Origin of the sequence: Pantoea sp. V106_11, from assembly GCF_029967885.1 — a bacterium.
Classification (GTDB): domain Bacteria; phylum Pseudomonadota; class Gammaproteobacteria; order Enterobacterales; family Enterobacteriaceae; genus Pantoea; species Pantoea ananatis.
Window position 1 is genome coordinate 659,873 of record NZ_JASCAK010000037.1, and the last position, 12,162, is coordinate 672,034.

At 52.4% G+C, this 12,162-nt stretch carries 16 protein-coding genes; 7 read left to right on the forward strand and 9 right to left on the reverse strand.

Features of this window, described 5'->3' with window-relative positions; genetic code table 11:
- Positions 1-53 precede the first annotated feature (53 nt).
- Complete coding sequence (locus tag QLG08_RS21905) at positions 54-257, forward strand: hypothetical protein (RefSeq protein ID WP_013025644.1); 204 nt, start codon at positions 54-56, stop codon at positions 255-257.
- 172 nt (positions 258-429) lie between these two features.
- Here the strand turns inward: QLG08_RS21905 and ycgZ are convergent, their stop codons facing one another.
- From ycgZ to QLG08_RS21925, 4 genes are all read right to left on the reverse strand, one after another.
- Positions 430-669: a regulatory protein YcgZ gene (gene ycgZ / locus QLG08_RS21910; protein WP_014605931.1), complete on the reverse strand. Its 240-nt coding sequence runs from the start codon at positions 667-669 to the stop codon at positions 430-432.
- A gap of 234 nt (positions 670-903) precedes the next feature.
- The gene (locus QLG08_RS21915) at positions 904-1,173 is read right to left on the reverse strand and encodes a hypothetical protein (protein WP_014605930.1); all 270 of its coding nucleotides are present in this window, start codon (positions 1,171-1,173) and stop codon (positions 904-906) included.
- A gap of 633 nt (positions 1,174-1,806) precedes the next feature.
- Positions 1,807-2,034, reverse strand: a complete 228-nt coding sequence (locus tag QLG08_RS21920; RefSeq protein WP_014605929.1) for a YgdI/YgdR family lipoprotein — start codon at positions 2,032-2,034, stop codon at positions 1,807-1,809.
- Positions 2,035-2,065: 31 nt separating this feature from the next.
- A complete protein-coding gene (locus QLG08_RS21925; protein WP_014605928.1) occupies positions 2,066-2,299 on the reverse strand; it encodes a YgdI/YgdR family lipoprotein in 234 nt (77 codons plus the stop codon).
- 230 nt (positions 2,300-2,529) lie between these two features.
- Between QLG08_RS21925 and uraH the strand changes: the two genes are divergently transcribed.
- The 5 genes from uraH to pdxY all read left to right on the forward strand — a co-directional run bounded on the left by uraH (position 2,530) and on the right by pdxY (position 6,576).
- Complete coding sequence (gene uraH / locus QLG08_RS21930) at positions 2,530-2,949, forward strand: hydroxyisourate hydrolase (RefSeq protein ID WP_013025649.1); 420 nt, start codon at positions 2,530-2,532, stop codon at positions 2,947-2,949.
- 303 nt (positions 2,950-3,252) lie between these two features.
- Positions 3,253-3,567 carry an MliC family protein gene (locus tag QLG08_RS21935; RefSeq protein WP_013025650.1) on the forward strand — a complete coding sequence of 105 codons (315 nt, stop codon included), beginning with the start codon at positions 3,253-3,255 and terminating at the stop codon, positions 3,565-3,567.
- A gap of 23 nt (positions 3,568-3,590) precedes the next feature.
- On the forward strand, positions 3,591-4,247 hold the full coding sequence (pdxH, locus tag QLG08_RS21940; RefSeq protein WP_015700385.1) for a pyridoxamine 5'-phosphate oxidase: 657 nt from the start codon (positions 3,591-3,593) through the stop codon (positions 4,245-4,247).
- A 137-nt stretch (positions 4,248-4,384) separates the two neighbouring features.
- Positions 4,385-5,659 carry a tyrosine--tRNA ligase gene (tyrS, locus tag QLG08_RS21945; RefSeq protein WP_014605927.1) on the forward strand — a complete coding sequence of 425 codons (1,275 nt, stop codon included), beginning with the start codon at positions 4,385-4,387 and terminating at the stop codon, positions 5,657-5,659.
- 56 nt (positions 5,660-5,715) lie between these two features.
- Positions 5,716-6,576 (forward strand): pyridoxal kinase PdxY, encoded by an 861-nt coding sequence (pdxY, locus tag QLG08_RS21950; RefSeq protein WP_013025653.1) that lies wholly within the window; start codon positions 5,716-5,718, stop codon positions 6,574-6,576.
- Positions 6,577-6,604: 28 nt separating this feature from the next.
- Here the strand turns inward: pdxY and gstA are convergent, their stop codons facing one another.
- On the reverse strand, positions 6,605-7,210 hold the full coding sequence (gene gstA / locus QLG08_RS21955; RefSeq protein ID WP_014605926.1) for a glutathione transferase GstA: 606 nt from the start codon (positions 7,208-7,210) through the stop codon (positions 6,605-6,607).
- Positions 7,211-7,363: 153 nt separating this feature from the next.
- On the reverse strand, positions 7,364-8,848 hold the full coding sequence (gene dtpA / locus QLG08_RS21960) for a dipeptide/tripeptide permease DtpA (protein ID WP_014605925.1): 1,485 nt from the start codon (positions 8,846-8,848) through the stop codon (positions 7,364-7,366).
- A 599-nt stretch (positions 8,849-9,447) separates the two neighbouring features.
- Between dtpA and QLG08_RS21965 the strand changes: the two genes are divergently transcribed.
- Positions 9,448-10,146: a CTP synthase gene (locus QLG08_RS21965; protein ID WP_014605924.1), complete on the forward strand. Its 699-nt coding sequence runs from the start codon at positions 9,448-9,450 to the stop codon at positions 10,144-10,146.
- A 55-nt stretch (positions 10,147-10,201) separates the two neighbouring features.
- On the opposite strand, the gene nth is transcribed toward QLG08_RS21965, so the two are convergent.
- From nth to rsxG, 3 genes are read right to left on the reverse strand one after another with little or no spacing between them, the layout of a single operon-like run.
- Positions 10,202-10,834, reverse strand: a complete 633-nt coding sequence (gene nth / locus QLG08_RS21970) for an endonuclease III (protein WP_013025657.1) — start codon at positions 10,832-10,834, stop codon at positions 10,202-10,204.
- Entirely contained in the window at positions 10,831-11,535 is a 705-nt protein-coding gene (locus QLG08_RS21975) for an electron transport complex subunit E (RefSeq protein ID WP_014605923.1), read from the reverse strand. Before QLG08_RS21975 ends, nth begins: the two co-directional genes overlap by 4 nt.
- Positions 11,528-12,160, reverse strand: a complete 633-nt coding sequence (gene rsxG, locus QLG08_RS21980; RefSeq protein WP_238493454.1) for an electron transport complex subunit RsxG — start codon at positions 12,158-12,160, stop codon at positions 11,528-11,530. Before rsxG ends, QLG08_RS21975 begins: the two co-directional genes overlap by 8 nt.
- Between the last annotated feature and the right edge of the window lie 2 nt (positions 12,161-12,162).

Genomic DNA, 12,162 nt, shown 5'->3' on the forward strand with positions numbered 1-12,162 from the left:
CATTTTGATAAACGAATGAATATTAAATGAAAAGTAAAGTTTGAGGAAAATGCGTGAAACAAAACAGGACAGAGATCGGTGAAGAAATACACGCGCTTTTAGGAAGGATTGTGTCAGGTATTCTTCAGCCCGGAGAAGCGGTGACGGTACAGGACATTATCAGCGCGCTGCACCAGCAAAGTCTTCAGACGGCGTGCGAAAAGACCAGGCTGACTTGCGAACAGGCCATCCGCATCCTGGCGCATAAACTTCACTAGCGTGTGAGGATCATTTGCCGGACAGGGTTCTGCAAAGCAGCGGAAGCAACAGAAACAGTAAAAGTAGTAGAAACAACAGAAACAGTAACAGCACCAGAAGCAGTAACAGCGGTTATGCCGCTACTGCTCTGACAAAGATGACCCGCCCGAATAACGGCAGTCAGTTGCCGTGTCACCGCCCAAACAGCAACCCAATCAATTCACGACAAAGACGCTCTTCTTCCTGACTTGCCGACAGCTCAAGGCGGCGCAGCAGTTTAGTACAGATAGATTTACGGTTTACGTTCTGACCTGCGCGTAAAATATCAACAACGATCTGTCCCAGCAGCTCTTGCTGTGAAGGCAGGTTCGCCGCAGAAAAATAACGTGAGATATCGTCGGCGCTCTGAGGTAGGCGATGATTGTGTTGCATAGGTGCTCTCGCAGTGGTCCAAAAGTCGTCAGTTGAAAGTAGCATAAAGTTATACAATAAAATAAAACTTGTACAGCTATTTCGATGTAAAAATGAACGGTTGCTGGCGGAGAGGGAAAAAGCAGGCTGCAACAGCCCGTTGACAAGGGAAAACAAAGAAGAGAGCAGGGCCGGACCAGGGTAACGCGGACGCACAGTGCGCCCGCGTAGAGGGATAACCCACTGACCGGAGGGTTAGTGTTCGGTCAGGTTGGCAGGCACCTGGCCAGTAACGGCCATCCAGTTGAGCTCTGCCCGCTCCCGTGTCGCGACGTTAATAAAGCTCTTCAGCCATTTACGGGCATCCGCGATTTGAATGACCCGCTCGTCGTCGATTTCATTATCCGCCATAACGCTCAGCTGACGGATCAGCGAAACCACAGTTATCTCCTCATCCTGTAGGGCCAGGTTCACCGCAGCTTCACCAATAATCTTATGGCCGGTAGCTTCATCGTGAAAATACATATGCACCTCCTGAGTGAGTGAGAATGTCGTCGACCCAGTAATTAGTCTAGTAAAAGAAATGCATAGTGAAAGCCTAATTTCATTAGGCATTACCTATCAAAGAAAGCCGTGAAAAAAGTGAACTTTGTGATAAGCGCGCTAAGCTCTTAAAAAGCAGGGAAAAAGCGCAATCAGAGAGGTTTTCCAGAAAGAAATTGAAGTGATTAAAGCACTAGATACGCGGTCATTGGCCTGAAATTAAGATAGGTGCTTGACAGTTAAAGGCCGAAATTGCGGCACTATTCGGATCGTAGCAGGTAAATAAACCTGTTATGAGGCCCTAAAAGCGTTAAAAAAAGATCGCCAGAACGGCGAAAAGTCAGACGCAAGATGAAAAGTCACCTTAAGCTGGAAGCAGATAGCAGATAGCAGATAGCAGATAGCAGATAGCAGATAGCAGATAGCAGATAGCAGATAGCAGATAGCAGAAAACAGAACGGGTCTGACGTCACCCTGTTTACATTCGATTCTGACATCAGAATAAACCGGAGCGTGAGCGGCGTATTAACGAGCAGGGGAGACGATAAGGCGAGGGGAAACAGAACAGGGCTGCGGGCAATAAAAAAAGCCGCCCTGTTCGGGGCGGCACATTTATTAGTTTGGAACTTCTGAAACGGCTTTAACGTCGGTTTTATTAATCTGCTGTTTCACACCGTTTGCATCGGTGTAGCCCAGTAAACCGGCGTCAGATTCAGAAGGTTTGCCGTCACTAATAATGGTACGGCCATCGTTAGTGTGAATGGCATAGCTGGTACGAGTACAGCCACTTAATGCGGCCATGCCGATCAAAACGGCCAGCGGTAAAATCAGCGTCTTCTTCATAGTCTTCACCTTATATCCATGATGGAATTAATTAGTTATCAAGTTCACTCATGTTGCTGATCTGATCGCGATTAATTTGTTCGGTTTTGCCTGTTTGTGCATCACGATAAGAAACCAGCCCCGTATCGCTGTCAATTTGAGGCTTACCGTCGGTCACTATCGTGCGGCCGTCTGATGTTTTAATAGATTGGTTTGAAGAGCAACCTACTAACGTTGCCAGGGACAGAGCAAGTAAAACGGCGGCTGAGAAGGATTTAGTATGCATTTCATCTCCTTGAAGTGGACCTTGAATTAAACAGCATAGACGCTTTTGAGATTTTTGCAGGCCAAAGCGCGAAACGACATAAATGATGAAAAGAAAATAGCGCGAATAGCTAAAACAGAGCAGGAAAGCATCCTGTCTCTCAGAAAATTCACATTTAACGCCTGTCGTTAGGTATTTCATCGGGCGCTCTGTAACCTTGGTAACAGGTTAACTAAATAAAGGAATCGACAATGAAATGGCAAATGAGTGCAGTCGCAGCGTTATTAATGGGTTCAGTGAGTGCTTATGCAGCACAATCAGACAGCATGAAAAATCCCCTGAGCGTTCATGTATTAAATCTGGAGTCGGGCACGCCAACGCCGGGTATTTCCGTTGACCTTGAACATAAAGAGCAGGATAAGTGGGTAAAACTTTCCTCCGGTGTTACCGATAAAAACGGCAGAATTAGCGCGCTGTTTCCCGAAGGGAAAAAAGTTGAAACAGGCGATTACAAAGTCGTCTTTAAAACAGGCGATTATTACCAGAAAGTTCAGCACAAATCCTTTTTCCCGGAAATTCCGGTGATATTCCACATGGAAAGCAGCGAGCCTCATTACCATATTCCGTTACTGCTGAGTCCCTATGGCTATTCAACCTATCGCGGTAACTAATCTCACTCGGCAGCGTCACTGCTCAGAGGCACTGCCGGCCCAGTGAAGGTCATTTCGCGAAGGTAGCATGCCGCTGCTGACCCTCTACCTGCCGCCCTGCGTCTCCTGCAGGGTGGCGGAACGCGCCCGCCGTATTCGTCTTTATTCCACTGCCTTATTTAAACACTTTTGCTGATGCCCAGGCTATCATCGGTTAAATTGCCCTGACAGGCCGGTGCGCCCGCGTGGCTCTCCGGCGAAGGTCAATGACACCTAATCAAGCAGAACGCCCCATGCCCTGCTTTCCGTACAGGAGAATCGCTGATGTTAAAAGGATTAACCGTGGCTGCTGTGTTAGTGCTGTCGGGCTGTAGCCTGATGCACAAGTCGTCGCCCGCGCCAGAAACGTTACACTACCGCTGTGGCACATTGCCGCTCACCGTGACGCTGGATAATGCCAAACAGCAGGTAAGCTTTATCATGGACGGCAAGCCGCTGACCCTGACACAAACGGTTTCCGCTTCCGGCGCTCGCTACAGCGACGGTCACTACGTTTTCTGGTCCAAAGGAAACGGCGCCTTTATTGAGCGCAATGATAAGATCGTTGTAAACGATTGTGAGTTGCAACCTGCCCGTTAACGTTACCGGAGTGAATGTGCATCATGAGTGACAGTGACATGCTACAAACTATTGCCCATCTGCGCCGTGAATATACGCGAGGTGGGCTGCGTCGCAAGGATCTACCCGACAATCCGCTGGCGCTGTTCGAAAGCTGGCTAAAGCAGGCCTGTGAGGCGCAACTGCCCGATCCCACCGCCATGACGGTGGCGACCGTGGACGAGCAAGGGCAGCCTTATCAACGTATCGTGCTGCTCAAGCACTACGATGAGCAGGGCATGGTGTTTTACACCAACCTCGGCAGCCGTAAAGCACAGCAGCTGGGTCACAACCCGCGTATTTCGCTCCATTTTCCCTGGCACTTTTTAGAGCGTCAGGTGATGGTGTTGGGCGAAGTCGAGAAGCTGTCGCCGCTGGAGGTATTGAAATATTTCAGCAGCCGTCCCCGTGACAGCCAGATTGGCGCCTGGGTTTCCCGACAGTCGAGCCGGATCTCTGCCCGCGGCGTTCTGGAAGGCAAGTTTCTGGAGCTGAAGCAAAAATTTCAGCAGGGTGACGTGCCGCTGCCCAGTTTCTGGGGCGGTTATCGGGTGAAATTTAATACGATGGAGTTCTGGCAAGGGGGCGAACATCGTCTTCACGATCGTTTCCTCTATCAGCGAGATAACGACGGCTGGAAAATTGACCGACTCGCGCCGTAAAACTGCGTTTTCCCCCTCATCAGCGCTGGCACAGAAGGCGTCAGCGCTTTATGCTATAGCCCTTAATTTTTCCTTCCGCAACTCAGCGGAAAGCTGTGTACCAGCATAGGTGCAGCCTGATCAATTTGGAGTCAGTGATGACCAGCAGTAACCTGATACAACAATTGCAAGAGAGGGGCCTGATCGCCCAGGTGACGGATGAAGACGCGTTAGTAGAGAAACTGGCGCAAGGGCCAATTTCGCTCTATTGCGGCTTTGACCCCACTGCTGACAGCTTGCATTTGGGCCATCTGGTTCCACTGCTCTGCCTCAAACGTTTTCAGGATGCCGGGCACAAGCCGGTTGCGCTGGTAGGCGGCGCCACGGGCTTAATTGGCGATCCCAGTTTCAAAGCTGCAGAGCGTAAACTCAACACCAGCGAAACCGTCGGTGAGTGGGTAGAAAAAATCCGGACGCAGGTCGCACCCTTTCTGGACTTTGACTGTGGTGCCAACAGCGCGATTGCGGCCAATAACTATGACTGGTTTGGCAATATGAACGTGCTGACTTTCCTGCGTGACATCGGTAAACACTTCTCTGTTAACCAGATGATCAACAAGGAAGCCGTTAAACAGCGCCTGAACCGTGACGACCAGGGGATCTCGTTCACCGAATTCTCCTATAACCTGCTGCAGGGTTACGACTTCGCCTGTCTGAATGCGCTGCACGGCGTGTCCCTGCAGATTGGCGGATCTGACCAGTGGGGTAACATCACCTCCGGTATCGATCTGACGCGTCGTCTGCACCAGAACCAGGTATTTGGTCTGACCGTTCCGCTGATCACCAAATCGGACGGCACCAAGTTCGGTAAAACCGAAGGCGGCGCGGTCTGGCTGGATGCGAAGAAAACCAGTCCCTACAAGTTTTACCAGTTCTGGATCAACACCGCAGATGCGGATGTTTACCGCTTCCTGAAGTTCTTCACTTTCCTGAGCATTGAAGAGATTCATGCCCTGGAAGAAGAAGATAAAAACAGCGGAACCGCGCCGCGCGCGCAGTACGTGCTGGCCGAGCAGGTCACGCGCCTGGTGCACGGCGAAGAGGGGCTGGCTGCCGCGAAACGAATCACCGAGAGCCTGTTCTCTGGCGCGCTGAGCGATATGACAGAGGCCGACTTCGAACAGCTGGCGCAGGATGGTATGCCGACCATCACGCTAAGTGCCGAAGACGATCTGCAACAGGCTCTGGTCAAAGCTGAGCTGGTGCCTTCACGTGGTCAGGCTCGCACCATGATTGGTTCGAATGCCGTATCGCTGAACGGTGAAAAGCAGTCTGATGCTGAGTACCGTTTCAGTGACAGCGATAAGCTGTTCAACCGCTTCACGCTGCTGCGTCGTGGTAAAAAGCATTACTGCCTGATTAACTGGCAGTAACCTTTCAGGGCCGGTTTCCGGCCCTTTTTTATGGCAAGGCACTACAGGGCAAAAAAGTGAAAAACGTTTTAGCAATTCAGTCGCACGTGGTGTTTGGTCACGCGGGCAACGCGGCGGCAGAGTTCCCGATGCGCCGTATGGGTGTGAACGTCTGGCCGCTGAATACCGTGCAGTTTTCTAACCATACGCAATATGGCCACTGGACCGGTACCGTGATGCCGGCCACGCACTTAACCGATATCGTCAAAGGCATTGCCGATATTGACCGCCTGAAAACCTGTGATGCGGTACTCAGCGGTTATCTGGGCTCGGCCGAGCAGGGCGAAAACATTCTGGAAATCGTGCGCCAGGTAAAAGCCGCGAACCCGGAAGCCTGGTATTTCTGCGATCCGGTTATGGGGCACCCGGAGAAGGGCTGCATCGTTGCACCCGGCGTGGCGGAGTTCCACTGCAAACTGGCGCTTCCCGCCAGCGATATCATCGCCCCCAACCTGCTGGAGCTGGAAATGCTCAGCGAACGCAGCGTAACCAGCGTAGAAACGGCGGTTGACGCGGCACGTATGCTGATTAGCCAGGGGCCGAAAGTCGTGCTGATTAAGCACCTGGCGCGCGCAGGGCGCCGCAGCGATCGGTTTGAGATGCTGCTGGTGACCGCCGGTGAAGCCTGGCACATCAGCCGTCCGCTGGTGGATTTTGGCGTTCGTCAACCGGTGGGCGTGGGCGATCTGACCAGTGGCTTGTTGCTGGTCGATCTGCTGCACGGGCTGTCGCTGCAGGCGGCGCTGGAACACGTCACTGCTGCGGTCTATGAAGTGATGCTGAAAACGCATGAGATGGGCGAGTATGAACTGCAACTGGTTGCCGCTCAGGATGCCATTGTCCGACCGACGCACGTCTTCCCCGCTGAGAAGCTGTAAAAAAGGGCCGGTTACGGCCCTCATCGTATCAGTTAAGTCCTTCCGCTTTGAGCGCGGCCTGAACCGACGGCCGCTCTGCAACGCGTTCAAACCAGTGTTGCAGGTGGTCCCGCGCGGCCAAATCCAGGTTCAGCGCTTTTGCCCAGCGGGTAACCACAAATAAATAGGCATCCGCGACGCTGAAGTGCACGCCCATCAGCCACTGTTTGTCTTTGAGCTCATCGTTTACCCAGGCAAATTTCGCCTCCAGCTGGCGGCGCACCAACGCTTTGTACTCCTCAGGCGCATCGTTGCGAAACAGGGGAGAGAAGCTTTTGTGTAACTCGCTGCTGATATAGCCGAGCCACTCAATGGTGTGATAACGCGTCAGGCTCCCCACCGGGGCCAGGAGGTGACGATCGGGTTTAAGATCGGCCAGATACTGCACAATCGCCGCGCCTTCCGTTAATACATTCCCATCGCTCAGCTGCAGGGCCGGCACCTGACCTTTGGGGTTGATCTGGCGAAAATCTTCACCGCGCTCGGTGAGCTTAGTCTGCAGATCAACATTAACCTGCGTAAAGTCCAGACCACATTCACGCATGACGATATGCGGTGAAAGGGAACAGGCACCAGCTTTACAAAACAGTTTCATAATGAGGCCACCATGTTGCGAATCGTGTTTGCATAGTAATCTCATGGCGCGGAATTGCCAGTAATAAGGCGCAGGAATGTGCGAGGCATTGATCGGCGACAAAAACAAAAAAAACCGGGCAGGCCCGGTTTTCGTGAAAAGTCATGACGTCAGTCAGGCTTTGTCTGCTGCCGTATCTTGAGTCATGCGGTTCAGCAGAGGGGCGGTAATCAGCATCAGCACGGCGATGACCGCCGTCGCGATACCAATCTGCTGGAAAACTCTGCCGTAGGTGGCCAGGGAGATCAGCGGATCGGTAACGTTTTCAGGAACGGCCATCAGGTTTGCCACTTTACCGGCAATGACCGCAGCGCCCGCCGTCGTCAGGAACCATGAACCCATGATAAAGCCCATCAGACGCTGCGGAACCAGCTGCGCCACCATGGCCAGGCCAAGACCGGAAATCATCAGTTCACCAATGCTCTGCAGGCCATAGCTGAGAATCAGCCAGTTAACAGACACAATCCCCGCATCGCTGGCAAACTTCGCGCCGACCGGTAACACCAGGAAGGCTGCGGAACACAGCACCATACCGATGGCGAACTTGTGCGGCATGGGCAGTTTATCGCCCAGCTTGTTGTAGACGGCTGCCAGAATCGGGCTGGCAAGCATGATCCAGAACGGGTTCAGCGCCTGGAATTGCTCAGGGGCAAAGGTGATACCCAAAATGCTGTGCTCAACGTTGCGAATCGCAAAGAAGTTAAGCGACGTTGGCATCTGCATATAGAGCACGAAGAACACGATGGCTTCCACCATCAGCAGGAACGCAACAATCATACGACGACGGGCTGCGCCGTGAAGGGCAAAGGCTTCTTTGGCAAAGATGACAAAGATACCGAACGCTATCACGCCTAACAGCACGCGGGCGATTGACTGGTGGTGCAGCATCCAGTTTGCCAGGGCGACCAGGACGACAATTCCCACCAGAGTCATCAACAGTTTGCCGAACTGAAGTGGGGCAAAGTCCGGTTTAGAGCCGAAGTCTTTCACCAGGCGTTTGCAGAACAGGAAGTTAAGCAGCGTGATGACCAGGCCGACAACCGAGAGCGAAAACGCCACGTTGTAGCCGTACTTCTCCGCTAACCACGGAGTCAGCATCATTGAAAACAGCGAACCGATATTGATGGACATGTAGAACATGGTGAAGGCCCCATCAATACGGGGATCGTCTTTGTCATAGCACGTCGAGAGCAGCGAAGAGGGGTTAGCTTTAAACAAGCCACTTCCCACGGCAATGGTCGCCATACCAATATAAACGATACTGACGTTGTGGCCCGAGAAGGCCACCAGGGCATAACCTATTGCCAGAACCAGCACGCCAAGAACGATAACGCGTTTGGTCCCGAGGACTTTGTCACCCAGCCAGCCACCGATGGCGACAAGGCCATATACCAGGGCGCTAAATGAGGAGAACAGGGTAATAGAGTCGGACTCGGACATCCCCAGTTGTCTCACCAGGTAAACCGCCATAATGGCCTGCAGGCCGTAGTAACCAAAACGTTCCCATAATTCGATAGAAAAGATCAGGTAAAACGCTTTGGGCTGTTTGAACGCGTTAAGGCTGACGGCCTCGTCGGTGTGTTTGTTTGCAGTTGACACTTGTACCTCTGTTATTTCATATCCTGTGTCGCGACAGGAATTAAGTCCGCGCCATGTGATCAGACCATGGGCCAGATTTTTATTAGATGGGAAAAACGGCGACTAATTTGGCTGAATAAAGGCGACAGGGCAAGCGTTTTCTACCTTCTGCCGGAAAGCGATCGTGTGGCGTGAAAACCTAAATAAATATTATTAGTTGGAATTTAATTCTGATTTTAAGCGTTACTGTGAAGTAATGGCGTCACGTTAGGGTTTCAGGAGTGTTAATAATGACATTAACTACTAAAACGGCGTTACGCCGAGCTTTACAACGGAAAGTGATATTTTCTCAGGACAATCTGGCTATAAAGCAGGTTTTGACGCCGATTTGATGAAATAGTCTGCGTATTATGACGTTAATCTCCACCAAAGGCGTAAAAAGGTTGATTAAGGTCACATTTTTGCCTGTTAATTCAGGCAGAGAAAAAAGCTTATCTGGGTACGGCGTGCCCGTAGCGCTTCGCTGTATAGGGTGGGAGACACGACAGAGCCGCACTTCGGGACTCGACATCCGTTGCCCCCTGCCGTAGCATCCTTATTTCGTTAAGAGGAATTTTGCTATGCCGTTACCTTTACGTCTCGCGTTAGTCGGCGACTATCGTCCGGAAGCCGTTGCGCATCAGGCTATTCCCCTGGCGCTTTCCCGTGCCGCTGCCCATCTTGCTATCGATATTGAACCTGAGTGGATCCCAACACCTGAGCTGGGCGATTTAACCGCCATCAGGCAAAGCCATGCCGTATGGCTGGTGCCGGGAAGTCCCTATAAAAATGATGAGGGCGTCTTCAGTATGCTGCGCTGGGTACGGGAAGGGGAAAAACCTTTTCTGGGTTCCTGTGGCGGTTTTCAGTATGCCGTTATCGACTATGCACGTCACGTACTGGGCTGGCATGATGCGAATCATGCAGAAACCAGCGATGAAGGGCGGATGGTGATTGCGCCGTTAAGTTGCTCGCTGGTGGAGCAGCGCGGTGAGGTGACATTTGAACCCGGTTCACGTATTGCCACCGCCTACGACAGCCTCTCCAGCGATGAAGGCTATCACTGCAACTTTGGCGTTAACCCGGACTTCAGTGCAGCGCTGGAAGGCAACAATTTGCGTATCACCGCCTGGGATCTCAATGGCGATGTACGCGGCATAGAACTGACCGATCATCCTTTTTACGTTGCCACGCTCTTCCAGTCCGAGCGTGCAGCCTTACAGGATAAGGATTCTCCGCTGGTGATTGCCTGGATGCAGGCGGCTCTGGATCAGCGTTAGATCAGAAAATAAAAAGCCTGTGTGTTCACAGGCTTTATCAGACAACATCTTCGCGTTATTCCACTTTATCCGGGTATTCGCACAGGTCCTCAATCAGACAGGCGCCACAGCGCGGCTTACGGGCCACACAGGTATAGCGACCGTGCAGAATCAGCCAGTGGTGGCAGTCCACTTTGAATGCCTTAGGCACAACCTTTAACAGTTTTTCTTCGACCTGCTCGACATTCTTGCCGGGGGCGAAATTTGTCCGGTTGCAGACGCGAAAAATATGGGTATCCACTGCGATGGTGGGCCAGCCAAAGGCGGTGTTGAGTACCACGTTTGCCGTTTTACGGCCCACACCGGGCAGCGCTTCCAGGGCTGCACGATCTTCGGGTACCACTCCGCCGTGCTGTTCCAGCAGAATGCGGCAGGTTTTGATGACATTTTCTGCCTTGCTGTTGAACAGTCCGATCGTTTTAATGTATTCCTTCACACCGTCCACGCCCAGCGCCAGCATCGCAGCGGGCGTATTCGCGACCGGGTAGAGCTTTGCGGTGGCTTTATTCACGCTGACGTCGGTGGCCTGGGCAGAGAGCAGAACCGCAATCAATAATTCAAACGGCGAGCTAAACTGCAGCTCGGTCGTAGGATGAGGATTAGCCTGCTGCAAACGGCTGAGGATCTCGGTACGCTTTGTCTGGTTCACACGGCTTTTCCGGTATTGCCTTGCGGTGCAGCCAGCGCCTGCTCTTCAGCACGGCGCACAGCACGCTGCTTCATTTTTTGATCGATCAGGTATTTACCCGCCAGCATCATGCCCAGACCAATAAAGGCGCCAGGTGGTAACATCGCCAGCAGCATCGGTGAATCCAGATGAATCACCTCAATTTTTAATGCTTTGGCCCACGGGCCTAACAGCTGGTCTGCACCGTTAAACAGCGTCCCGCTGCCAATAATTTCACGGAGGGAACCCAACACCACCATTGCGCAGGTTGCGCCCATCCCAATGGCAAAACCATCAAGGGCTGCAAGAGGGATGCTGCTTTTCGATGCGACGGCCTCGGCACGGCCTACCACGATACAGTTGGTCACGATAAGCGGAATAAAAATGCCCAACGACTGATACAGGCCATAGGCATAAGCATTAATCAGCATCTGTACACAGCTCACCACGGACGCGATGATCATCACGTAAATGGGGATGCGAATCTCCGAGGGCACCCAACGGCGCGAGGCGGAAATAAAGCTGTTGGTCAGGGTCAGCACCAGCGTGGTGGCCAGCCCCAGCCCCAACGCATTGGTGGCGGTGGCGGTCACCGCCAGCAGCGGACACAGGCCCAGCAGCTGTACCAGCGCCGAGTTATTTTTCCACAGCCCGCCTACCAGCAGGTTTTTAGCTTCACTCATTTGCGTCTCCACATTCGGGTAACGAAGAGAGTTTCCCTTTAAGGGATTCAATTAATAATGCCGTACGTTTGGTGGCATTCACGACGGCTCGTGGGGTAATCGTGGCGCCAGTGAACTGATCGAATTCGCCACCGTCTTTTTCAACGGCAAACGCTTTATCATCCGGACCTGTTACCACTTTGCCATTAAAGCTGTTAATCCAGTCAGAAATGCGCAGTTCTATTTTATCGCCTAAACCGGGCGTTTCATGATGTTCAATCACGCGGACGCCCAGCACCTTACCGTTAAAGTCAGCCCCGACCAGCATCTGTATCGCGCCGGAATAGCCGTCCGGTGCCGTCGTTTCCAGCGCCGCGGCAACAGGCTGGTTACCTTTACGTGCCAGATAAAGATGGTGAGGATTAGCGTTACCCAGCGCCGGATCAGTGACAACGTAACATTCCTGCTGAATGTGGTTATCGTACATATCGGTCGGCACCACCTGGTCCAGCAAATTTTTCTGCTGCAGTTGCGTCTGATGCTCAACGGTTGGCTTAGTGACCGTATTCACTATGGCCGTCACGCCGGTCGTAATGGCGGCAAACAGCGCCAGCGTCACGCCATTTTTGCGTATCGTGTCCAGCATCA

What these genes read in the sequence shown, in the direction of transcription:
- pdxH (WP_015700385.1), top strand. Translation starts at nt 3,591, where the DNA reads ATGAGTGACAGTGACATGCTACAAACTATTGCCCATCTGCGCCGTGAA.
- ycgZ (WP_014605931.1), bottom strand. Translation starts at nt 669, where the DNA reads ATGCAACACAATCATCGCCTACCTCAGAGCGCCGACGATATCTCACGT.
- QLG08_RS21965 (WP_014605924.1), top strand. Translation starts at nt 9,448, where the DNA reads ATGCCGTTACCTTTACGTCTCGCGTTAGTCGGCGACTATCGTCCGGAA.
- QLG08_RS21915 (WP_014605930.1), bottom strand. Translation starts at nt 1,173, where the DNA reads ATGTATTTTCACGATGAAGCTACCGGCCATAAGATTATTGGTGAAGCT.
- QLG08_RS21925 (WP_014605928.1), bottom strand. Translation starts at nt 2,299, where the DNA reads ATGCATACTAAATCCTTCTCAGCCGCCGTTTTACTTGCTCTGTCCCTG.
- rsxG (WP_238493454.1), bottom strand. Translation starts at nt 12,160, where the DNA reads ATGCTGGACACGATACGCAAAAATGGCGTGACGCTGGCGCTGTTTGCC.
- QLG08_RS21975 (WP_014605923.1), bottom strand. Translation starts at nt 11,535, where the DNA reads ATGAGTGAAGCTAAAAACCTGCTGGTAGGCGGGCTGTGGAAAAATAAC.
- uraH (WP_013025649.1), top strand. Translation starts at nt 2,530, where the DNA reads ATGAAATGGCAAATGAGTGCAGTCGCAGCGTTATTAATGGGTTCAGTG.
- tyrS (WP_014605927.1), top strand. Translation starts at nt 4,385, where the DNA reads ATGACCAGCAGTAACCTGATACAACAATTGCAAGAGAGGGGCCTGATC.
- gstA (WP_014605926.1), bottom strand. Translation starts at nt 7,210, where the DNA reads ATGAAACTGTTTTGTAAAGCTGGTGCCTGTTCCCTTTCACCGCATATC.
- QLG08_RS21920 (WP_014605929.1), bottom strand. Translation starts at nt 2,034, where the DNA reads ATGAAGAAGACGCTGATTTTACCGCTGGCCGTTTTGATCGGCATGGCC.
- QLG08_RS21935 (WP_013025650.1), top strand. Translation starts at nt 3,253, where the DNA reads ATGTTAAAAGGATTAACCGTGGCTGCTGTGTTAGTGCTGTCGGGCTGT.